The organism is Pseudoalteromonas sp. PB2-1, from assembly GCF_045040605.1.
Lineage (GTDB): Bacteria > Pseudomonadota > Gammaproteobacteria > Enterobacterales > Alteromonadaceae > Pseudoalteromonas > Pseudoalteromonas arabiensis.
Map to the genome: position 1 here is coordinate 3,325,001 of NZ_CP090667.1, position 12,745 is coordinate 3,337,745.

Annotated in this window: 21 protein-coding genes (1 of these 21 only partly in view); 4 read left to right on the top strand and 17 right to left on the bottom strand. The window is 42.4% G+C overall.

Features of this window, described 5'->3' with window-relative positions; all coding sequences use genetic code 11:
- From L0Z67_RS15500 to L0Z67_RS15580, 17 genes are all read right to left on the bottom strand, one after another.
- Positions 1 to 324, bottom strand: partial view of a DNA-directed RNA polymerase subunit alpha gene (locus L0Z67_RS15500; protein ID WP_004589198.1) — the 5' portion only. It extends 663 nt beyond the left edge of the window; only the first 324 of its 987 coding nucleotides appear in the window; its start codon is at positions 322 to 324; its stop codon lies off the left edge, out of view.
- Positions 325 to 348: 24 nt separating this feature from the next.
- Complete coding sequence (gene rpsD, locus L0Z67_RS15505) at positions 349 to 969, bottom strand: 30S ribosomal protein S4 (protein WP_036974007.1); 621 nt, start codon at positions 967 to 969, stop codon at positions 349 to 351.
- Positions 970 to 990: 21 nt separating this feature from the next.
- On the bottom strand, positions 991 to 1,377 hold the full coding sequence (gene rpsK / locus L0Z67_RS15510) for a 30S ribosomal protein S11 (protein WP_036974009.1): 387 nt from the start codon (positions 1,375 to 1,377) through the stop codon (positions 991 to 993).
- Positions 1,378 to 1,390: 13 nt separating this feature from the next.
- The gene (gene rpsM / locus L0Z67_RS15515) at positions 1,391 to 1,747 is read right to left on the bottom strand and encodes a 30S ribosomal protein S13 (RefSeq protein WP_054562818.1); all 357 of its coding nucleotides are present in this window, start codon (positions 1,745 to 1,747) and stop codon (positions 1,391 to 1,393) included.
- A gap of 127 nt (positions 1,748 to 1,874) precedes the next feature.
- Positions 1,875 to 1,988, bottom strand: coding sequence for a 50S ribosomal protein L36 (rpmJ, locus tag L0Z67_RS15520; protein WP_002959476.1), 114 nt, complete (start codon positions 1,986 to 1,988; stop codon positions 1,875 to 1,877).
- A 22-nt stretch (positions 1,989 to 2,010) separates the two neighbouring features.
- Complete coding sequence (gene secY / locus L0Z67_RS15525) at positions 2,011 to 3,339, bottom strand: preprotein translocase subunit SecY (RefSeq protein ID WP_036974013.1); 1,329 nt, start codon at positions 3,337 to 3,339, stop codon at positions 2,011 to 2,013.
- Positions 3,340 to 3,349: 10 nt separating this feature from the next.
- A complete protein-coding gene (rplO, locus tag L0Z67_RS15530) occupies positions 3,350 to 3,784 on the bottom strand; it encodes a 50S ribosomal protein L15 (RefSeq protein WP_036974015.1) in 435 nt (144 codons plus the stop codon).
- A 4-nt stretch (positions 3,785 to 3,788) separates the two neighbouring features.
- Positions 3,789 to 3,971 carry a 50S ribosomal protein L30 gene (rpmD, locus tag L0Z67_RS15535; RefSeq protein ID WP_016710201.1) on the bottom strand — a complete coding sequence of 61 codons (183 nt, stop codon included), beginning with the start codon at positions 3,969 to 3,971 and terminating at the stop codon, positions 3,789 to 3,791.
- A gap of 3 nt (positions 3,972 to 3,974) precedes the next feature.
- Positions 3,975 to 4,481: a 30S ribosomal protein S5 gene (rpsE, locus tag L0Z67_RS15540; RefSeq protein WP_036974018.1), complete on the bottom strand. Its 507-nt coding sequence runs from the start codon at positions 4,479 to 4,481 to the stop codon at positions 3,975 to 3,977.
- Positions 4,482 to 4,490: 9 nt separating this feature from the next.
- Positions 4,491 to 4,841 carry a 50S ribosomal protein L18 gene (gene rplR / locus L0Z67_RS15545; protein ID WP_062568277.1) on the bottom strand — a complete coding sequence of 117 codons (351 nt, stop codon included), beginning with the start codon at positions 4,839 to 4,841 and terminating at the stop codon, positions 4,491 to 4,493.
- Between the two features lie 9 nt (positions 4,842 to 4,850).
- Positions 4,851 to 5,384, bottom strand: coding sequence for a 50S ribosomal protein L6 (gene rplF, locus L0Z67_RS15550; RefSeq protein ID WP_062568278.1), 534 nt, complete (start codon positions 5,382 to 5,384; stop codon positions 4,851 to 4,853).
- Between the two features lie 13 nt (positions 5,385 to 5,397).
- Positions 5,398 to 5,790, bottom strand: a complete 393-nt coding sequence (rpsH, locus tag L0Z67_RS15555) for a 30S ribosomal protein S8 (protein WP_062568279.1) — start codon at positions 5,788 to 5,790, stop codon at positions 5,398 to 5,400.
- Between the two features lie 21 nt (positions 5,791 to 5,811).
- Positions 5,812 to 6,117, bottom strand: a complete 306-nt coding sequence (rpsN, locus tag L0Z67_RS15560; RefSeq protein ID WP_062568280.1) for a 30S ribosomal protein S14 — start codon at positions 6,115 to 6,117, stop codon at positions 5,812 to 5,814.
- A gap of 10 nt (positions 6,118 to 6,127) precedes the next feature.
- Positions 6,128 to 6,667: a 50S ribosomal protein L5 gene (gene rplE / locus L0Z67_RS15565; protein WP_010392500.1), complete on the bottom strand. Its 540-nt coding sequence runs from the start codon at positions 6,665 to 6,667 to the stop codon at positions 6,128 to 6,130.
- A gap of 16 nt (positions 6,668 to 6,683) precedes the next feature.
- Positions 6,684 to 6,998 (bottom strand): 50S ribosomal protein L24, encoded by a 315-nt coding sequence (gene rplX, locus L0Z67_RS15570; RefSeq protein ID WP_036974032.1) that lies wholly within the window; start codon positions 6,996 to 6,998, stop codon positions 6,684 to 6,686.
- A gap of 10 nt (positions 6,999 to 7,008) precedes the next feature.
- Positions 7,009 to 7,377, bottom strand: coding sequence for a 50S ribosomal protein L14 (rplN, locus tag L0Z67_RS15575; protein WP_058031680.1), 369 nt, complete (start codon positions 7,375 to 7,377; stop codon positions 7,009 to 7,011).
- A gap of 276 nt (positions 7,378 to 7,653) precedes the next feature.
- Positions 7,654 to 9,597 (bottom strand): AsmA family protein, encoded by a 1,944-nt coding sequence (locus L0Z67_RS15580; RefSeq protein WP_405128218.1) that lies wholly within the window; start codon positions 9,595 to 9,597, stop codon positions 7,654 to 7,656.
- 230 nt (positions 9,598 to 9,827) lie between these two features.
- Here L0Z67_RS15580 and L0Z67_RS15585 point away from each other — a divergent pair, with 230 nt between their 5' ends.
- The 4 genes from L0Z67_RS15585 to L0Z67_RS15600 all read left to right on the top strand — a co-directional run bounded on the left by L0Z67_RS15585 (position 9,828) and on the right by L0Z67_RS15600 (position 12,739).
- The gene (locus L0Z67_RS15585) at positions 9,828 to 10,247 is read left to right on the top strand and encodes a hypothetical protein (protein WP_405128219.1); all 420 of its coding nucleotides are present in this window, start codon (positions 9,828 to 9,830) and stop codon (positions 10,245 to 10,247) included.
- A 9-nt stretch (positions 10,248 to 10,256) separates the two neighbouring features.
- Positions 10,257 to 10,457: a helix-turn-helix transcriptional regulator gene (locus tag L0Z67_RS15590; RefSeq protein WP_193987929.1), complete on the top strand. Its 201-nt coding sequence runs from the start codon at positions 10,257 to 10,259 to the stop codon at positions 10,455 to 10,457.
- 151 nt (positions 10,458 to 10,608) lie between these two features.
- The gene (locus tag L0Z67_RS15595; RefSeq protein WP_062568384.1) at positions 10,609 to 11,775 is read left to right on the top strand and encodes a hypothetical protein; all 1,167 of its coding nucleotides are present in this window, start codon (positions 10,609 to 10,611) and stop codon (positions 11,773 to 11,775) included.
- A gap of 286 nt (positions 11,776 to 12,061) precedes the next feature.
- Positions 12,062 to 12,739 (top strand): TorF family putative porin, encoded by a 678-nt coding sequence (locus L0Z67_RS15600; protein WP_193987930.1) that lies wholly within the window; start codon positions 12,062 to 12,064, stop codon positions 12,737 to 12,739.
- Positions 12,740 to 12,745 lie beyond the last annotated feature (6 nt).

Genomic DNA, 12,745 nt, shown 5'->3' on the forward strand with positions numbered 1-12,745 from the left:
GCCTACACCAGATTTAGTCAGGGTCAGAAAAACTTCATCTTTGCCTTCTAAAGTTACTGCTAGACCTTTAAGGTTTAACAGAATTTCAATGATGTCTTCTTGTACGCCCTCTTTCGCGCTGTACTCATGCAATACACCGTCGATTTCTACTTCAGTTACTGCACATCCAGGCATAGATGATAACAGTATACGGCGTAAGGCATTACCCAAAGTGTGACCAAAGCCACGCTCTAATGGTTCTAAAACTACTTTAGAACGCGTTGGGTTGATAGCGTCGATATCGACTAACCTTGGTTTTAGGAATTCGGTAACAGAACCCTGCATTTTATCCTCTCTTAACTCTTAACTTTACTTAGAGTAAAGTTCGACGATTAGTTGTTCGTTAATGTCCGCAGACAGATCTGAACGCTCAGGTAGGCGCTTGAAGCTACCTTCCATTTTCTTACCGTCAACTTCAACCCAAGTCGGCTTTTCACGTTGCTCAGCCAACTCTAGAGCAGCGATGATACGTGCTTGTGTTTTTGACTTCTCACGAATTACAACAGTATCTTCTGGAGTAATTACGTATGAAGGGATGTTCACTACACGACCATTAACTAAAATCGCTTTGTGGCTTACTAACTGACGTGCTTCAGCGCGCGTGCTAGCAAAACCCATGCGATATACAACATTGTCTAAACGTTGCTCTAAAAGCTGTAACAAGTTTTCACCTGTATTACCTTTAAGGCGAGCAGCTTCTTTGTAGTAGTTACGGAATTGCTTTTCTAATACACCGTAGATACGACGTACTTTTTGCTTTTCACGTAGCTGTAAACCGTAATCAGATAAGCGACCTTTACGAGCGCCGTGCTGACCAGGTGCAGTCTCAAGTTTACACTTAGAGTCGATAGCTCTTACGCCGCTCTTAAGGAACAGGTCAGTACCTTCACGACGACTCAGCTTGAGCTTAGGGCCCAAATATCTTGCCATGTTATTTCTCCTAACCTATTGTTAAACGCGACGTTTCTTCGGTGGACGACAACCATTATGAGGGATTGGCGTCACGTCAGTGATGTTGGTGATACGGTAACCAGCAGCATTCAAAGCACGTACAGCAGATTCACGACCTGGACCTGGACCTTTGATGAAAACTTCTAGATTTTTTAAACCGTATTCTTGAGCAGCAGTACCTGCACGCTCTGCAGCAACCTGAGCCGCGAATGGAGTAGATTTACGTGAACCACGGAAACCTGAACCACCTGCTGTTGCCCAAGATAGTGCATTACCTTGACGGTCGGTAATTGTTACAATAGTGTTGTTGAAAGAAGCATGAACGTGAGCCATACCATCAGCAACTTGCTTTTTAACCTTCTTACGACGAATTGGTGCTTTAGCCATAATCTACCCCACCTTATTTCTTGATAGGCTTGCGAGGACCCTTACGAGTACGCGCGTTAGTCTTAGTACGTTGACCACGTAGTGGTAACGAACGACGGTGACGTAGGCCACGGAAACAACCAAGGTCCATAAGGCGCTTGATATTTAATGTAACTTCACGACGAAGGTCACCTTCTACAGTGTACTTGCCAACTGCTTCACGCAATACGTCAAGTGTTTCGTCTGAAAGTTCACCGATTTTTGTGGTCTCGGCGATACCAGTCGCTGCTAAGATTTCCTTAGAGCGAGTCTTACCTATGCCATAAATAGCAGTTAAACCGATAACTGCATGTTTATGATCAGGGACGTTAATGCCAGCGATACGGGCCACTAACACATCTCCTATATTTGAATTTGGTTATCATCTGTTTGAAAAGCCCGCAAGGATACTCAAACGAAGACCAAATCACATTAAAAACACAGGCCGAGTGAATAACTCAGCCTGCACGACTGTTTACTTAGCCTTGCCTTTGCTTATGCTTAGGCTCACTGCAAATTACGCGTACTACACCAGCACGTTTAATAACTTTACAGTTACGGCATATTTTCTTAACGGAAGCACGTACTTTCATTGCTCAACTCCGTAAACTGACCTTATCGACCGTAGCCTTTAAGGTTTGCTTTTTTCAGCACAGAATCATACTGATGTGACATCAGATGCGTCTGTACTTGTGCCATAAAGTCCATGATTACAACAACGATAATCAAAATTGATGTACCGCCGAAATAGAATGGCGTTTGCCATGCCATAGTCATGAATTCGGGCACCAGACAGATAAAGGTTATATACAAAGCACCTGCCAATGTCAGGCGTGTCATCACTTTATCAATGTATTTAGATGTCTGCTCACCTGGACGAATACCTGGGATAAATGCGCCAGATTTTTTCAGGTTATCTGCTGTTTCACGCGGGTTAAATACCAACGCGGTGTAGAAAAAGCAGAAGAAGATAATAGCCGCAGCTAAAACCATCGCATATAAAGGTTGACCCGGAGTCAACGTTGTAGCGATTGCTTGTAGCACATCAGCGACCGGACCTTCACCCTGGCCGAACCAGCTTGCAATTGTACCAGGGAACAGAATTATACTGCTAGCAAAGATTGGTGGAATAACACCCGCCATATTTACTTTTAATGGTAAGTGCGTGCTTTGAGCAGCAAATACCTGACGACCTTGTTGACGCTTTGCATAGTTAACGACGATACGACGTTGACCACGTTCAAAGAATACCACGAGGTAAGTAACAGCGAATACGATTACAGCAATCAATAACAGTACAAGTACATTCAGATCACCTTGGCGCGCCATTTCGGCTGTCGAACCAATAGCAGACGGCAGGTTAGCTACGATACCAACAAAAATAAGAACAGAGATACCGTTACCGATACCGCGCTCTGTAATTTGTTCGCCCAACCACATCAGGAACATAGTACCAGTTACTAAACTCACTACAGCAGTGAAGTAGAAACCAATACCAGGGTTAACAACTAACCCGTCCATCATACCCGGTAAGCTGGTAGCAATACCGATTGATTGGATAGTAGCAAGCACAAGCGTGCCGTAGCGTGTGTACTGGCTAATTTTCTTACGCCCTTGCTCACCTTCTTTCTTAAGCTCTATAAACGGCGGATACATATGCGTTAATAGTTGCGTAATAATCGAAGCCGAGATATACGGCATAATACCCAGTGCTAACACTGAAGCGCGCTCAAGCGCACCACCGCTGAACATGTTAAACATTTCAACAATGGTGCCCTTTTGTTGCTCGAAGAAATCGGCAAGTACAGCGGCGTCAATCCCAGGGATCGGCACGAATGAACCTAGACGGTAAATAATGATAGCACCTAATACAAATAGTAATCGACGCTTCAATTCCGAAAGCCCACTTTGTGCACTTTTCATATCTTGACCTGGTTTAGCCATTAGTACTTCCTTAGTCTTCTACCTTGCCTCCGGCAGCTTCGATAGCTTCGCGAGCACCTTTAGTCACTTTAAGACCTTTAACGGTTACTGCGCGTGAAACTTCGCCAGATTTAACTACTTTAACGAACTGGATGTTCTTTTTAACTAGACCAGCTGCTTGTAACGCGTTTACGTCTACTACATCGCCTTCAACTTTAGCGATTTCAAAAAGGTTAACTTCAGTAGATACTAGTGATTTACGTGAAGTGAAACCAAATTTTGGTAGACGACGTTGCATAGGCATTTGACCGCCTTCGAAACCAACGCGAACTTTACCGCCAGAACGTGATTTTTGGCCTTTATGACCACGACCACCAGTCTTACCAAGACCAGAACCGATACCACGACCTAGACGTTTCTTTTCAGTTTTTGCACCTGCAGCAGGTGAAAGTGTATTCAAACGCATCGAATTAACCCTCAACCTTTACCATGTAAGAAACTTGGTTAATCATACCACGCACACATGCTGTGTCTTCTAACTCAACAGTGTGATTGATACGACGTAAACCAAGACCGCGTAATGTAGCTTTATGCTTCGGTAAACGACCGATAGAGCTCTTTACTTGTGTTACTTTTACAGTTTTATTAGCCATGGTTTACCCCGTGATTTCGTCAACGCTAAGACCACGTTTAGCAGCGATTGACTCTGGAGAGTTCATGTTCTCTAGAGCTGCAATCGTTGCACGAACGATGTTGATCGGGTTAGTTGAACCGTATGCTTTTGACAATACGTTCTGTACACCAGTTACTTCTAGTACTGCACGCATCGCACCACCGGCGATGATACCTGTACCTTCAGAAGCAGGCTGCATGTATACTTTAGAACCCGCGTGGCGACCCTTGATTGGGTGCTGTAGCGTGTTACCGTTTAGGTCTACACTGATCATGTTACGACGTGCTTTTTCCATTGCTTTTTGAATAGCAGCTGGAACTTCACGTGCTTTACCATAACCGAAACCTACTTTACCTGCGCCGTCACCAACTACTGTTAGTGCAGTGAAGCTAAAGATACGACCACCTTTAACCACTTTAGACACACGGTTTACCGCGATTAGCTTTTCAGCCAAATCAGGCTGTTGTTGCTTTGCTTCTACGTTAGCCATTGTCTACTCCTAGAATTGCAGACCGGCTTCACGCGCTGCATCAGCAAGCGCCTTCACACGGCCGTGATATTTAAAGCCACTGCGATCAAAAGCAATCTTCTCGATGCCTTTGTCAGCTGCACGTTCAGCAACCGCTTTACCAACTGCTTGCGCAGCTGCAACGTTACCTGTGCCTTTAACTGTTTCGCTAATTGCTTTTTCAACAGTAGAAGCAGCAGCCAGTACAGTACCCTCAGCGTTTACAACTTGAGCGTAAATGTGACGTGGCGTGCGGTGGATAACAAGACGCGTTGTGCCTTGTTCAATATAATTTCTACGAGTGCGTTTAGCACGACGTAGACGAGCTGTTTTTTTATCCATCGTCTTACCTTACTTCTTCTTAGCCTCTTTACGGCGTACATTCTCGTCCGCGTAACGAACACCTTTACCTTTATAAGGCTCAGGTTTACGGTATGCACGGATGTTAGCAGCTGTTTGACCAACTAACTGCTTGTCTACGCCCTTAACTAGAACTTCTGTTTGGCTTGGTGTTTCAACCGTAATACCTTCTGGTACTTCGAAGTTTACCGGGTGTGAGAAACCAAGAGTTAAGTCTAATACTTTGCCCTTAGCTGCTGCACGGTAACCAACACCTACTAACTGAAGCTTCTTCTCGTAACCTTCATGCGTACCAACAACCATGTTGTTGATTAGAGCGCGAGCAGTACCTGCTTGTGCCCATGCATTTGCTACGCCTTCACGAGGTAAAGTTGTAATAACGTTATCGTTAACTTGTACTTCAACAGCGTCGTTGATTGTACGAGTTAATTCACCGTTTTTGCCTTTAACTGTGATGTCCTGGCCTTTTAATGTAACTTCTACACCGGCAGGAACATTGATTGGTGCCTTTGCTATGCGAGACATAGTTCCCCTCCGATTAAGCTACAAAGCCAATGATCTCACCACCAACGCCTGCACTGCGTGCTGCGCGGTCTGTCATTAGGCCTTTAGAAGTTGATACGATAGCGATACCAAGACCACCCATTACCTTAGGTAATTCGTCACGTTTCTTATAGATACGTAAACCAGGGCGGCTAACACGCTGGATATTTTCAATAACAGCTTTGCCTTCGAAGTATTTTAACTCGATAGAAAGCTCAGGCTTCGCTTCGCTGTTTACAGCGTAATCTGCGATATAACCTTCATCTTTTAGTACTTTAGCTACTGCTACTTTCAGTTTTGAAGTTGGCATCGATACTGATACTTTCTTCGCTGACTGACCGTTACGGATACGTGTAAACAAATCCGCAATAGGATCTTGCAAGCTCATAGTCTTACTCCCGTGATTCTATTACCAGCTAGCCTTTTTAAGGCCAGGAATTTCACCGCGCATAGCTGCTTCGCGAACTTTGATACGGCTCATGCCGAATTTACGAAGGTAACCATGTGGGCGGCCCGTAACGTTACAACGATTACGTTGACGTGAAGAGCTAGAATCACGCGGTAAAGACTGTAGCTTTAATACCGCGTCCCAACGATCATCGTCAGATGTATTTACATCACTGATGATAGCTTTTAGTGCCGCACGCTTTTCAGCATACTGAGCAACTAATTTAGTGCGCTTTGCTTCGCGCGCTTTCATAGAATTCTTTGCCATAACCCTACCCTTATTTCTTGAATGGGAAGTTAAACGCTTCTAACAACGCACGGCCTTCCTCATCAGATTTCGCAGAAGTAGTGATTGTGATATCCATACCGCGTACACGGTCTACTTTATCATAATCGATTTCTGGGAAGATGATTTGCTCACGTACGCCCATGCTGTAGTTACCACGTCCATCAAAAGACTTAGCACTTACACCACGGAAGTCACGGATACGTGGGATAGCGATTGAAACTAAACGCTCAAAAAAGTCCCACATACGCTCGCCACGTAGGGTTACTTTACAACCAATTGGGTAACCTTCACGCACTTTGAAGCCAGCAACTGATTTGCGTGCTTTAGTGATTAGAGGTTTCTGACCAGAGATTGCTTCTAGATCCGCAACAGCGTTATCTAGGATCTTCTTGTCAGCTAGAGCTTCGCCCACACCCATGTTTAATGTGATCTTTTCGATCTGAGGGACTTGCATGACAGAGCTGAAACCAAACTTCTCTTGAAGCTCAGCAACTACTTTGTCTTTATATACTTCATGCAGTTTCGCCATCATTCTACTCCAACTATTAGATAGTTTTACCAGTAGATTTAAAGATACGTAATTTCTTACCATCTTCAATCTTGAAACCTACACGATCTGCTTTACCCGTTTCCGAGTTGTAGATCGCAACGTTTGATACGTCGATAGACGCTTCTTTCTCAACAATACCGCCAGCTTGGTTCAGCTGAGGAACCGGCTTTTGGTGCTTCTTGATTAAGTTGATGCCTTCGACAAATACTCGACCAGACTCAGTAACAACTGAAAGCACTTTACCGCGCTTACCTTTGTCTTTACCGGCTAGTACGATTACTTCGTCATCACGACGGATTTTTGCTGCCATGATAGACTCCTTATAGTACTTCTGGGGCTAGTGAAACGATTTTCATGAACTTGTCATTACGAAGCTCACGAGTCACAGGGCCGAAGATACGAGTACCAATTGGCTGTAAGTTATCATTTAAGATAACAGCCGCATTGCTATCGAAACGGATCAAAGAACCGTCCGGACGACGAACGCCTTTTTTAGTACGCACAACTACTGCGTTTTTAACATCACCTTTCTTCACTTTACCGCGAGGAATTGCTTCTTTTACAGAAACTTTGATGATATCGCCAACCGCTGCATAGCGACGGTGCGAACCGCCAAGGACTTTAATACACTGCACTTTGCGAGCGCCGCTGTTATCAGCAACGTCCAGCTGAGTTTGCATTTGGATCATGTTAATGACCTCCGGTGTAGATATTACAACACGCCTTAATTTTGTTTAAAATCAAGACATTTCGGTTAAATTCCACTCAAAAAACACGCGAGTTGTCTCTTAAGGGCGGGCAATTGTATCAGCAATGACAGTGAAGTGGTAGGTTATTTTTTAATTAATTTTATAATTACGTGTTGCTAAGTCGAGGGGTCTATATGGAATATCACCACTTGTTATTGATTATAAAACAAACAGGGCGCTAATGCGCCCTATTTTGATTTACGTATTAAAGTTTTATTAATTTCCGAATAGGCCTTTTAATTTATCTTTAATTTTATCTTTTGCCTTTTCCTTTACTTCTTCCTTCGCTGCGTCACTAACGTCAAGCTTGAAACCAACATCATGGAAAGGACCTTTTATACGCAGAGGGATCTTGAAGCCCGTACTGTCATCAGTCGTGCCTTGGCCTTCAATTGAATCAACAATGCCTGTTACTAAACGATAATCGACATTGGTCATTGGTAAGTTAACTTTACCTGATCCTGTAATGCGAATTAATGGGCTAAGTAATGATAAGTCATTGTTAGTCCCTACCCCATCTGTAAAATTGAAGCGACCTGTAAGTGCTGAGAAGTCTGTTTGCTGAGAGTTATCGAAACCAGTATCTAACCCTTCAGACACAGCATTTAAGTTCCCTTTAATGAGCTCTTTACCTTTTCGCACCATCTCTGCCACATTCGCACCTTTAATTGCACCATCTGCAAACTCAAATGCTAACTGACCATCTAATGCATTAACAAAGTCTTTTTGACTTTGTCCTGTGGTCGCTAGATCCCAGTTTAAATAGCCTTTACCCATAAGCTTATTGAAACCTGCTGCATCAGTCAGTAATGGCTGTGCATCAATTTTATCTAAAGCAAAGTTAGTGCTAATTTTATAGGGTGTTTGCTTAGCATTGACTGTGATCACACCTTTACCACTGCCTTCATAAGCAACAAATTTATCTAAGCTAATTTTTGCTAGTGCATTTTTAAGGTTCACCGTTAACTGGTTTTCACCGAGTGTAATATCATTTGCTTTTAGACCACTTGAACGAACAACAATATTTGCATCAAGTGCATTTAAGCCACTCATATCAATTGGTGTATCATCCCAAACAATTGGCTGTGCAGGCGTATCTGTGGCTGGTTCTGCTTGCTCTTCTTTAGCTACACCCTCTGGAAGGTAAGGGTTCAAATCAAGCATGCCTAAATCAATATCGGCATTCACAGCTAAGCGACTCCCTAAGTTAATGTCGCTTTTACCTTTAATTTGTAGCTCATCTAAGGTGGCAAGTAACTCAGTGAGCTTAAATTTATCACCTTTTAAGTGCATTGAACCTTTAACATTGAACGCATTAAAGGCATTTTCTTTTGCATTAAGCTCAACACCTTGCCAGCTTGCTATCTCTTTAACTGAGTCACCACTTACTGATAACTGACCTTGCACATCTTTACCCATTTGGGCAATCGCGCCTTTGAAGTTCACATCCACTAAACGTGAATCAACCTCAGTGCTGACATTAAAAGTTTCGCCTTCAATCGCTTTTACCGGTGTATCTAAGGTGACATCTAAGTCAAAGCGTTCACCCATATAGGTAATACCGCCTTTTAACTCAAGAGTCTTACGAAGAGAAGGCAATAAGATTGCTAATTCTAAATCGCTTATTTGTTGTTTTGCCCCTGTTTTGCCATCAAGGTAGGTGAAAGTCCCCCCATAAATGGCTACTTCACCAAGCTCGATATCAAAGTTATCTGGTAAGTTAACGGCGCCAGAACTTTTTTGCTGCTCTGTCTGTGGTTGCTCAGCAACCGCATCAAATAATTGCCAGTTTGCTTTACCATTTTTATCGGTTTCTAATAATATTGTTGGTTCATTAATAACAAACTTATCTAGTTTGAAATCACCGCCAAATAACGACATCCAAGGAATACGAATTGCAAGTTGCTGCATGCTTGCCATATCTTTTTGCGAGCCAGTTTGCATATTCGCAAAATGTACATCATTCAATTCGAGCTTTAATGATGGAAATACCGACAGCTTTTTATCGCCATTAATAGTCAGACTACGACCTGTGGTTTGTTCTACTTGCTCCGATACTTTGTTAAATATGGCATCGGTAGGTATGAGGAATGGTGCGGCGACTACTAATGCAATCAGTAATACGAAAATGACACCAACAATTTTCAGTAGGGTTTTCATAATCATCCTTAAACATGGGCAAACAATGTTCATATCATAGCGGGAGTTAGGCGCAAATGCATTGCCCAATCCATAAAAAGGTTTTTGAACAAGCTTAGGTACAAGAATATGAATCAACGCTGAAACATTTTGATACCTAGAGGTTACAAAAAGATCTTGACCGAATGATACCCTAGGGTTATATTGATACCTGTAGGTTACATTTGAGTTTAAAATAAAAGGAAACGATTATGTCTAAGCAAGATATCAAAACGGAAGAAAAGTTTATGAATCATAACGCATGGTTTTCAATATTCATGGGAGTCACGTTATTAATTATTAGTGTTTACCCAATGCTCAAGCAAACATCAGCACCGTTACTGTTTATTGGCGGTAGCGCATTTTTAGGATCTTTCTTTATGTTTGTAATTAGAGGTGGATTTACATGGAAACTTGGCTATCGCCTTACGTATAAGGATGAATTTTTAAATACGATTGATACCATCGCTTATAAACATGTTGTGCTTGGATTACTTTTTAGCATGGGGGCTATTTTTTTATTGTCTAACGAACTTGCTTTAAATGTATCGCATAGCATGATGGCCACATTTTATCTTGCCTTGATGAGTTTAATATATGGCGTATCAATTCTTTGGCAAAGTAGAGACTAGGTGTACAAAGTGCAAAATAATATCGCTAAATTCCGTAAAGAAAAGAGGCTGTCGCAGCAAGAACTTGCTGATGCCATTGCAGTATCACGTAAAACCATTAGCACAGTTGAAACAGGCCGCTTTATTCCCTCGGTGATTATCGCGTTAAAAATTGCTGCTCACTTTGAACTCAGTGTTGAGCAATTATTTACACTCGATGACAATGATTAATTAACCTCGTCAGTCGCAATCTTACTTATAAATTATCAGTAAGATTGCATCATTTCATTACTTCGGTATGATGCACGACCCTGTTGTTTTTGCACCCTGTGTACTAAAATTAAACAACCTAATTTGGTCAAAACTGGAGTATCGATTAAGCATGAAGAAACTGCTTATTTCACCGTCAAAAATGGCGCTTGGCGAGCAAGAAAGTCAAATTTATCAAAATATCCTCAAGCAAGCCTCTGATATCAGCTTAAATCTAATGGCAGTTAAAGTAGAAAACCACCCTGAAGACTTTTTAGGGTGGTGCTATGAGCTATTAAGTGCAAGCCGCGATCGCATTAATTACGATCTATTAGAAGATAAGCAATTACCGACACTTAAAAAACTTCATGACTTATTAATTTCTGCAATCAGCTTTTTGCAGTTAAAAACGTTAAGAGTTGCGCCATGGCCAGTTATCGCAAGTTTCATCGAACAGCATAAAGAGCTTGTAGCCCTTGATGAGCAACTACGCTTAGCTAATTACATTGCAGCGATTAAATCACAATCACTAAAAGAGATGATCCCAGAAGACCGTTTAGCGTTTTCAGGTAAGCACAGTGCCTCGCTCGATCCAAGCAGCTATAACTTTGACGTTGAATGGTTTGCTTCTACTAAAAACGCCAAAGGTTTCCACCAAATGTTGAGTGATTTACCTGGTGCGTTCGATGAGGCTCTTGTACACATTCCACTTGAGGGTGAAGTAACTCAAGAACATTATCAGCATTTTATGGTTGCTTACTTCATGGCATTTAATGGCAGCGATGAAAAGCCAACGCTTGCGCCTGCTACTCGCTTACTTGCAATGCGTCGACCTGACGTGTTTACACCAATCGTAAATAGTAAACTTGATGCCCTTTGTGCAGCCCTTGGCATTACGAAGCTAAATAACCGCGATTTTGAGCGCTACTGGCAAGATGTTGTCGAAGCAATTCATAGTATGCCTTGGTACAAAATGGCTACTGCGGCTAATGAACTTGAACAATCTCTAGTTGAAATTAAAGCCTTGTTACCTAGCTTCTTTTATTATGCAGACAAAGCGACTGCTGATAGCTCTAACTATATTAAGTTACTAAACAAACCTAAAAGCAGCACAAGCTCTGCGGGTAAAAAGACTGTACGCCGCGGTAAAGAATCGGCTGAAATACTGGTAGACCGAGCCCTTGCAAGTGATGATATCCCTGAACATATTAAAGCTAAGCGCGATTCAATCATCAGTGAAGTTGAAAAGGGCCGTAGCGTTGAAGAAACCATTAGTTTAATGCGTGCCATTTTCGGCTAAGTCTCTATCAAGTAAGAAAAACCTGGTTGCGTCTTCATTGTGCAACCAGGAAATTTATTGCACCATGCAAGTGCGCATGAATAATTCAAATACAAGTCAACTTTAACCAAAAGAATACTTACAAGACTGTTTTAAAAGAAATAAAGCATAAAAATTCCCACCGTAAATTAACTTGGCACAACCAGTGCTATATCGTATCCAGACAACACATAAAAATAATGCCCCGACAAATAACCAGACTGCAATCTGAAATGGGCAAAATCAACATAACAACAGGATACAAAACATGCTAAAACTAAAAAAAGTGGTCGCGGCCAGCGCCCTCACGCTACTTACTTTAGGCTCGACGTATAGCTTTGCAGAAGTAACAGCTAACGCGGCAGCAACCTCAAACTACTTATGGCGTGGTCAAGAACAGACAGGCGGTGATGCCGCAATTCAAGGTGGTATTGATTACGCAAGTGAATCTGGCTTTTATGCGGGTACTTGGGTATCAAATGCTAGCTGGGCAGAAGATATGACCTACGAGCTTGATCTCTACGCTGGTTTTGGCGGCGATATCAATGAAACCTTTAGCTACGATGTTGGCTACATTTATTATGCATACCCAGATGCGGCCTCGTTTACCGATGCAGACTTTTCAGAGATCTACGGTAGCATTAGTATGGGTAGCTTCACGTTTGGCGCAGCCGTATTAGCTTCATCAGCAGCAAGCGGCGATGGCACCGACTTTGGAGATTCACTGTATTTAAATGCCGATTATAGCTTTCCAATAGGAAATAATGGCACAGAGCTGGCGCTGCATGTCGGCCATTACTCAGGTGATTTCATTGGTGATGACAATATCATCGACTACGGTGTTTCGGTATCTAAAGACGGCTTTACATTAGGCGTTTCAGATACTGACATTGATGGAACAGATGTGAAAGTGTATGTCGCTTACGCGGTAGATTTTACACTTTAAAAAGAA

Coding starts and splice junctions, on each gene's coding strand:
- rplO (WP_036974015.1), bottom strand. CDS start 3,784: ATGCGTTTGAATACACTTTCACCTGCTGCAGGTGCAAAAACTGAAAAG.
- rpsD (WP_036974007.1), bottom strand. CDS start 969: ATGGCAAGATATTTGGGCCCTAAGCTCAAGCTGAGTCGTCGTGAAGGT.
- rpsH (WP_062568279.1), bottom strand. CDS start 5,790: ATGAGCTTGCAAGATCCTATTGCGGATTTGTTTACACGTATCCGTAAC.
- rplR (WP_062568277.1), bottom strand. CDS start 4,841: ATGGATAAAAAAACAGCTCGTCTACGTCGTGCTAAACGCACTCGTAGA.
- rpsN (WP_062568280.1), bottom strand. CDS start 6,117: ATGGCAAAGAATTCTATGAAAGCGCGCGAAGCAAAGCGCACTAAATTA.
- rplF (WP_062568278.1), bottom strand. CDS start 5,384: ATGTCTCGCATAGCAAAGGCACCAATCAATGTTCCTGCCGGTGTAGAA.
- rpmJ (WP_002959476.1), bottom strand. CDS start 1,988: ATGAAAGTACGTGCTTCCGTTAAGAAAATATGCCGTAACTGTAAAGTT.
- L0Z67_RS15585 (WP_405128219.1), top strand. CDS start 9,828: ATGTCTAAGCAAGATATCAAAACGGAAGAAAAGTTTATGAATCATAAC.
- rpsK (WP_036974009.1), bottom strand. CDS start 1,377: ATGGCTAAAGCACCAATTCGTCGTAAGAAGGTTAAAAAGCAAGTTGCT.
- L0Z67_RS15580 (WP_405128218.1), bottom strand. CDS start 9,597: ATGAAAACCCTACTGAAAATTGTTGGTGTCATTTTCGTATTACTGATT.
- L0Z67_RS15600 (WP_193987930.1), top strand. CDS start 12,062: ATGCTAAAACTAAAAAAAGTGGTCGCGGCCAGCGCCCTCACGCTACTT.
- rplN (WP_058031680.1), bottom strand. CDS start 7,377: ATGATCCAAATGCAAACTCAGCTGGACGTTGCTGATAACAGCGGCGCT.
- L0Z67_RS15595 (WP_062568384.1), top strand. CDS start 10,609: ATGAAGAAACTGCTTATTTCACCGTCAAAAATGGCGCTTGGCGAGCAA.
- rplE (WP_010392500.1), bottom strand. CDS start 6,667: ATGGCGAAACTGCATGAAGTATATAAAGACAAAGTAGTTGCTGAGCTT.
- rpsE (WP_036974018.1), bottom strand. CDS start 4,481: ATGGCTAACGTAGAAGCAAAGCAACAACAGCCTGATTTGGCTGAAAAG.
- secY (WP_036974013.1), bottom strand. CDS start 3,339: ATGGCTAAACCAGGTCAAGATATGAAAAGTGCACAAAGTGGGCTTTCG.
- rplX (WP_036974032.1), bottom strand. CDS start 6,998: ATGGCAGCAAAAATCCGTCGTGATGACGAAGTAATCGTACTAGCCGGT.
- rpmD (WP_016710201.1), bottom strand. CDS start 3,971: ATGGCTAATAAAACTGTAAAAGTAACACAAGTAAAGAGCTCTATCGGT.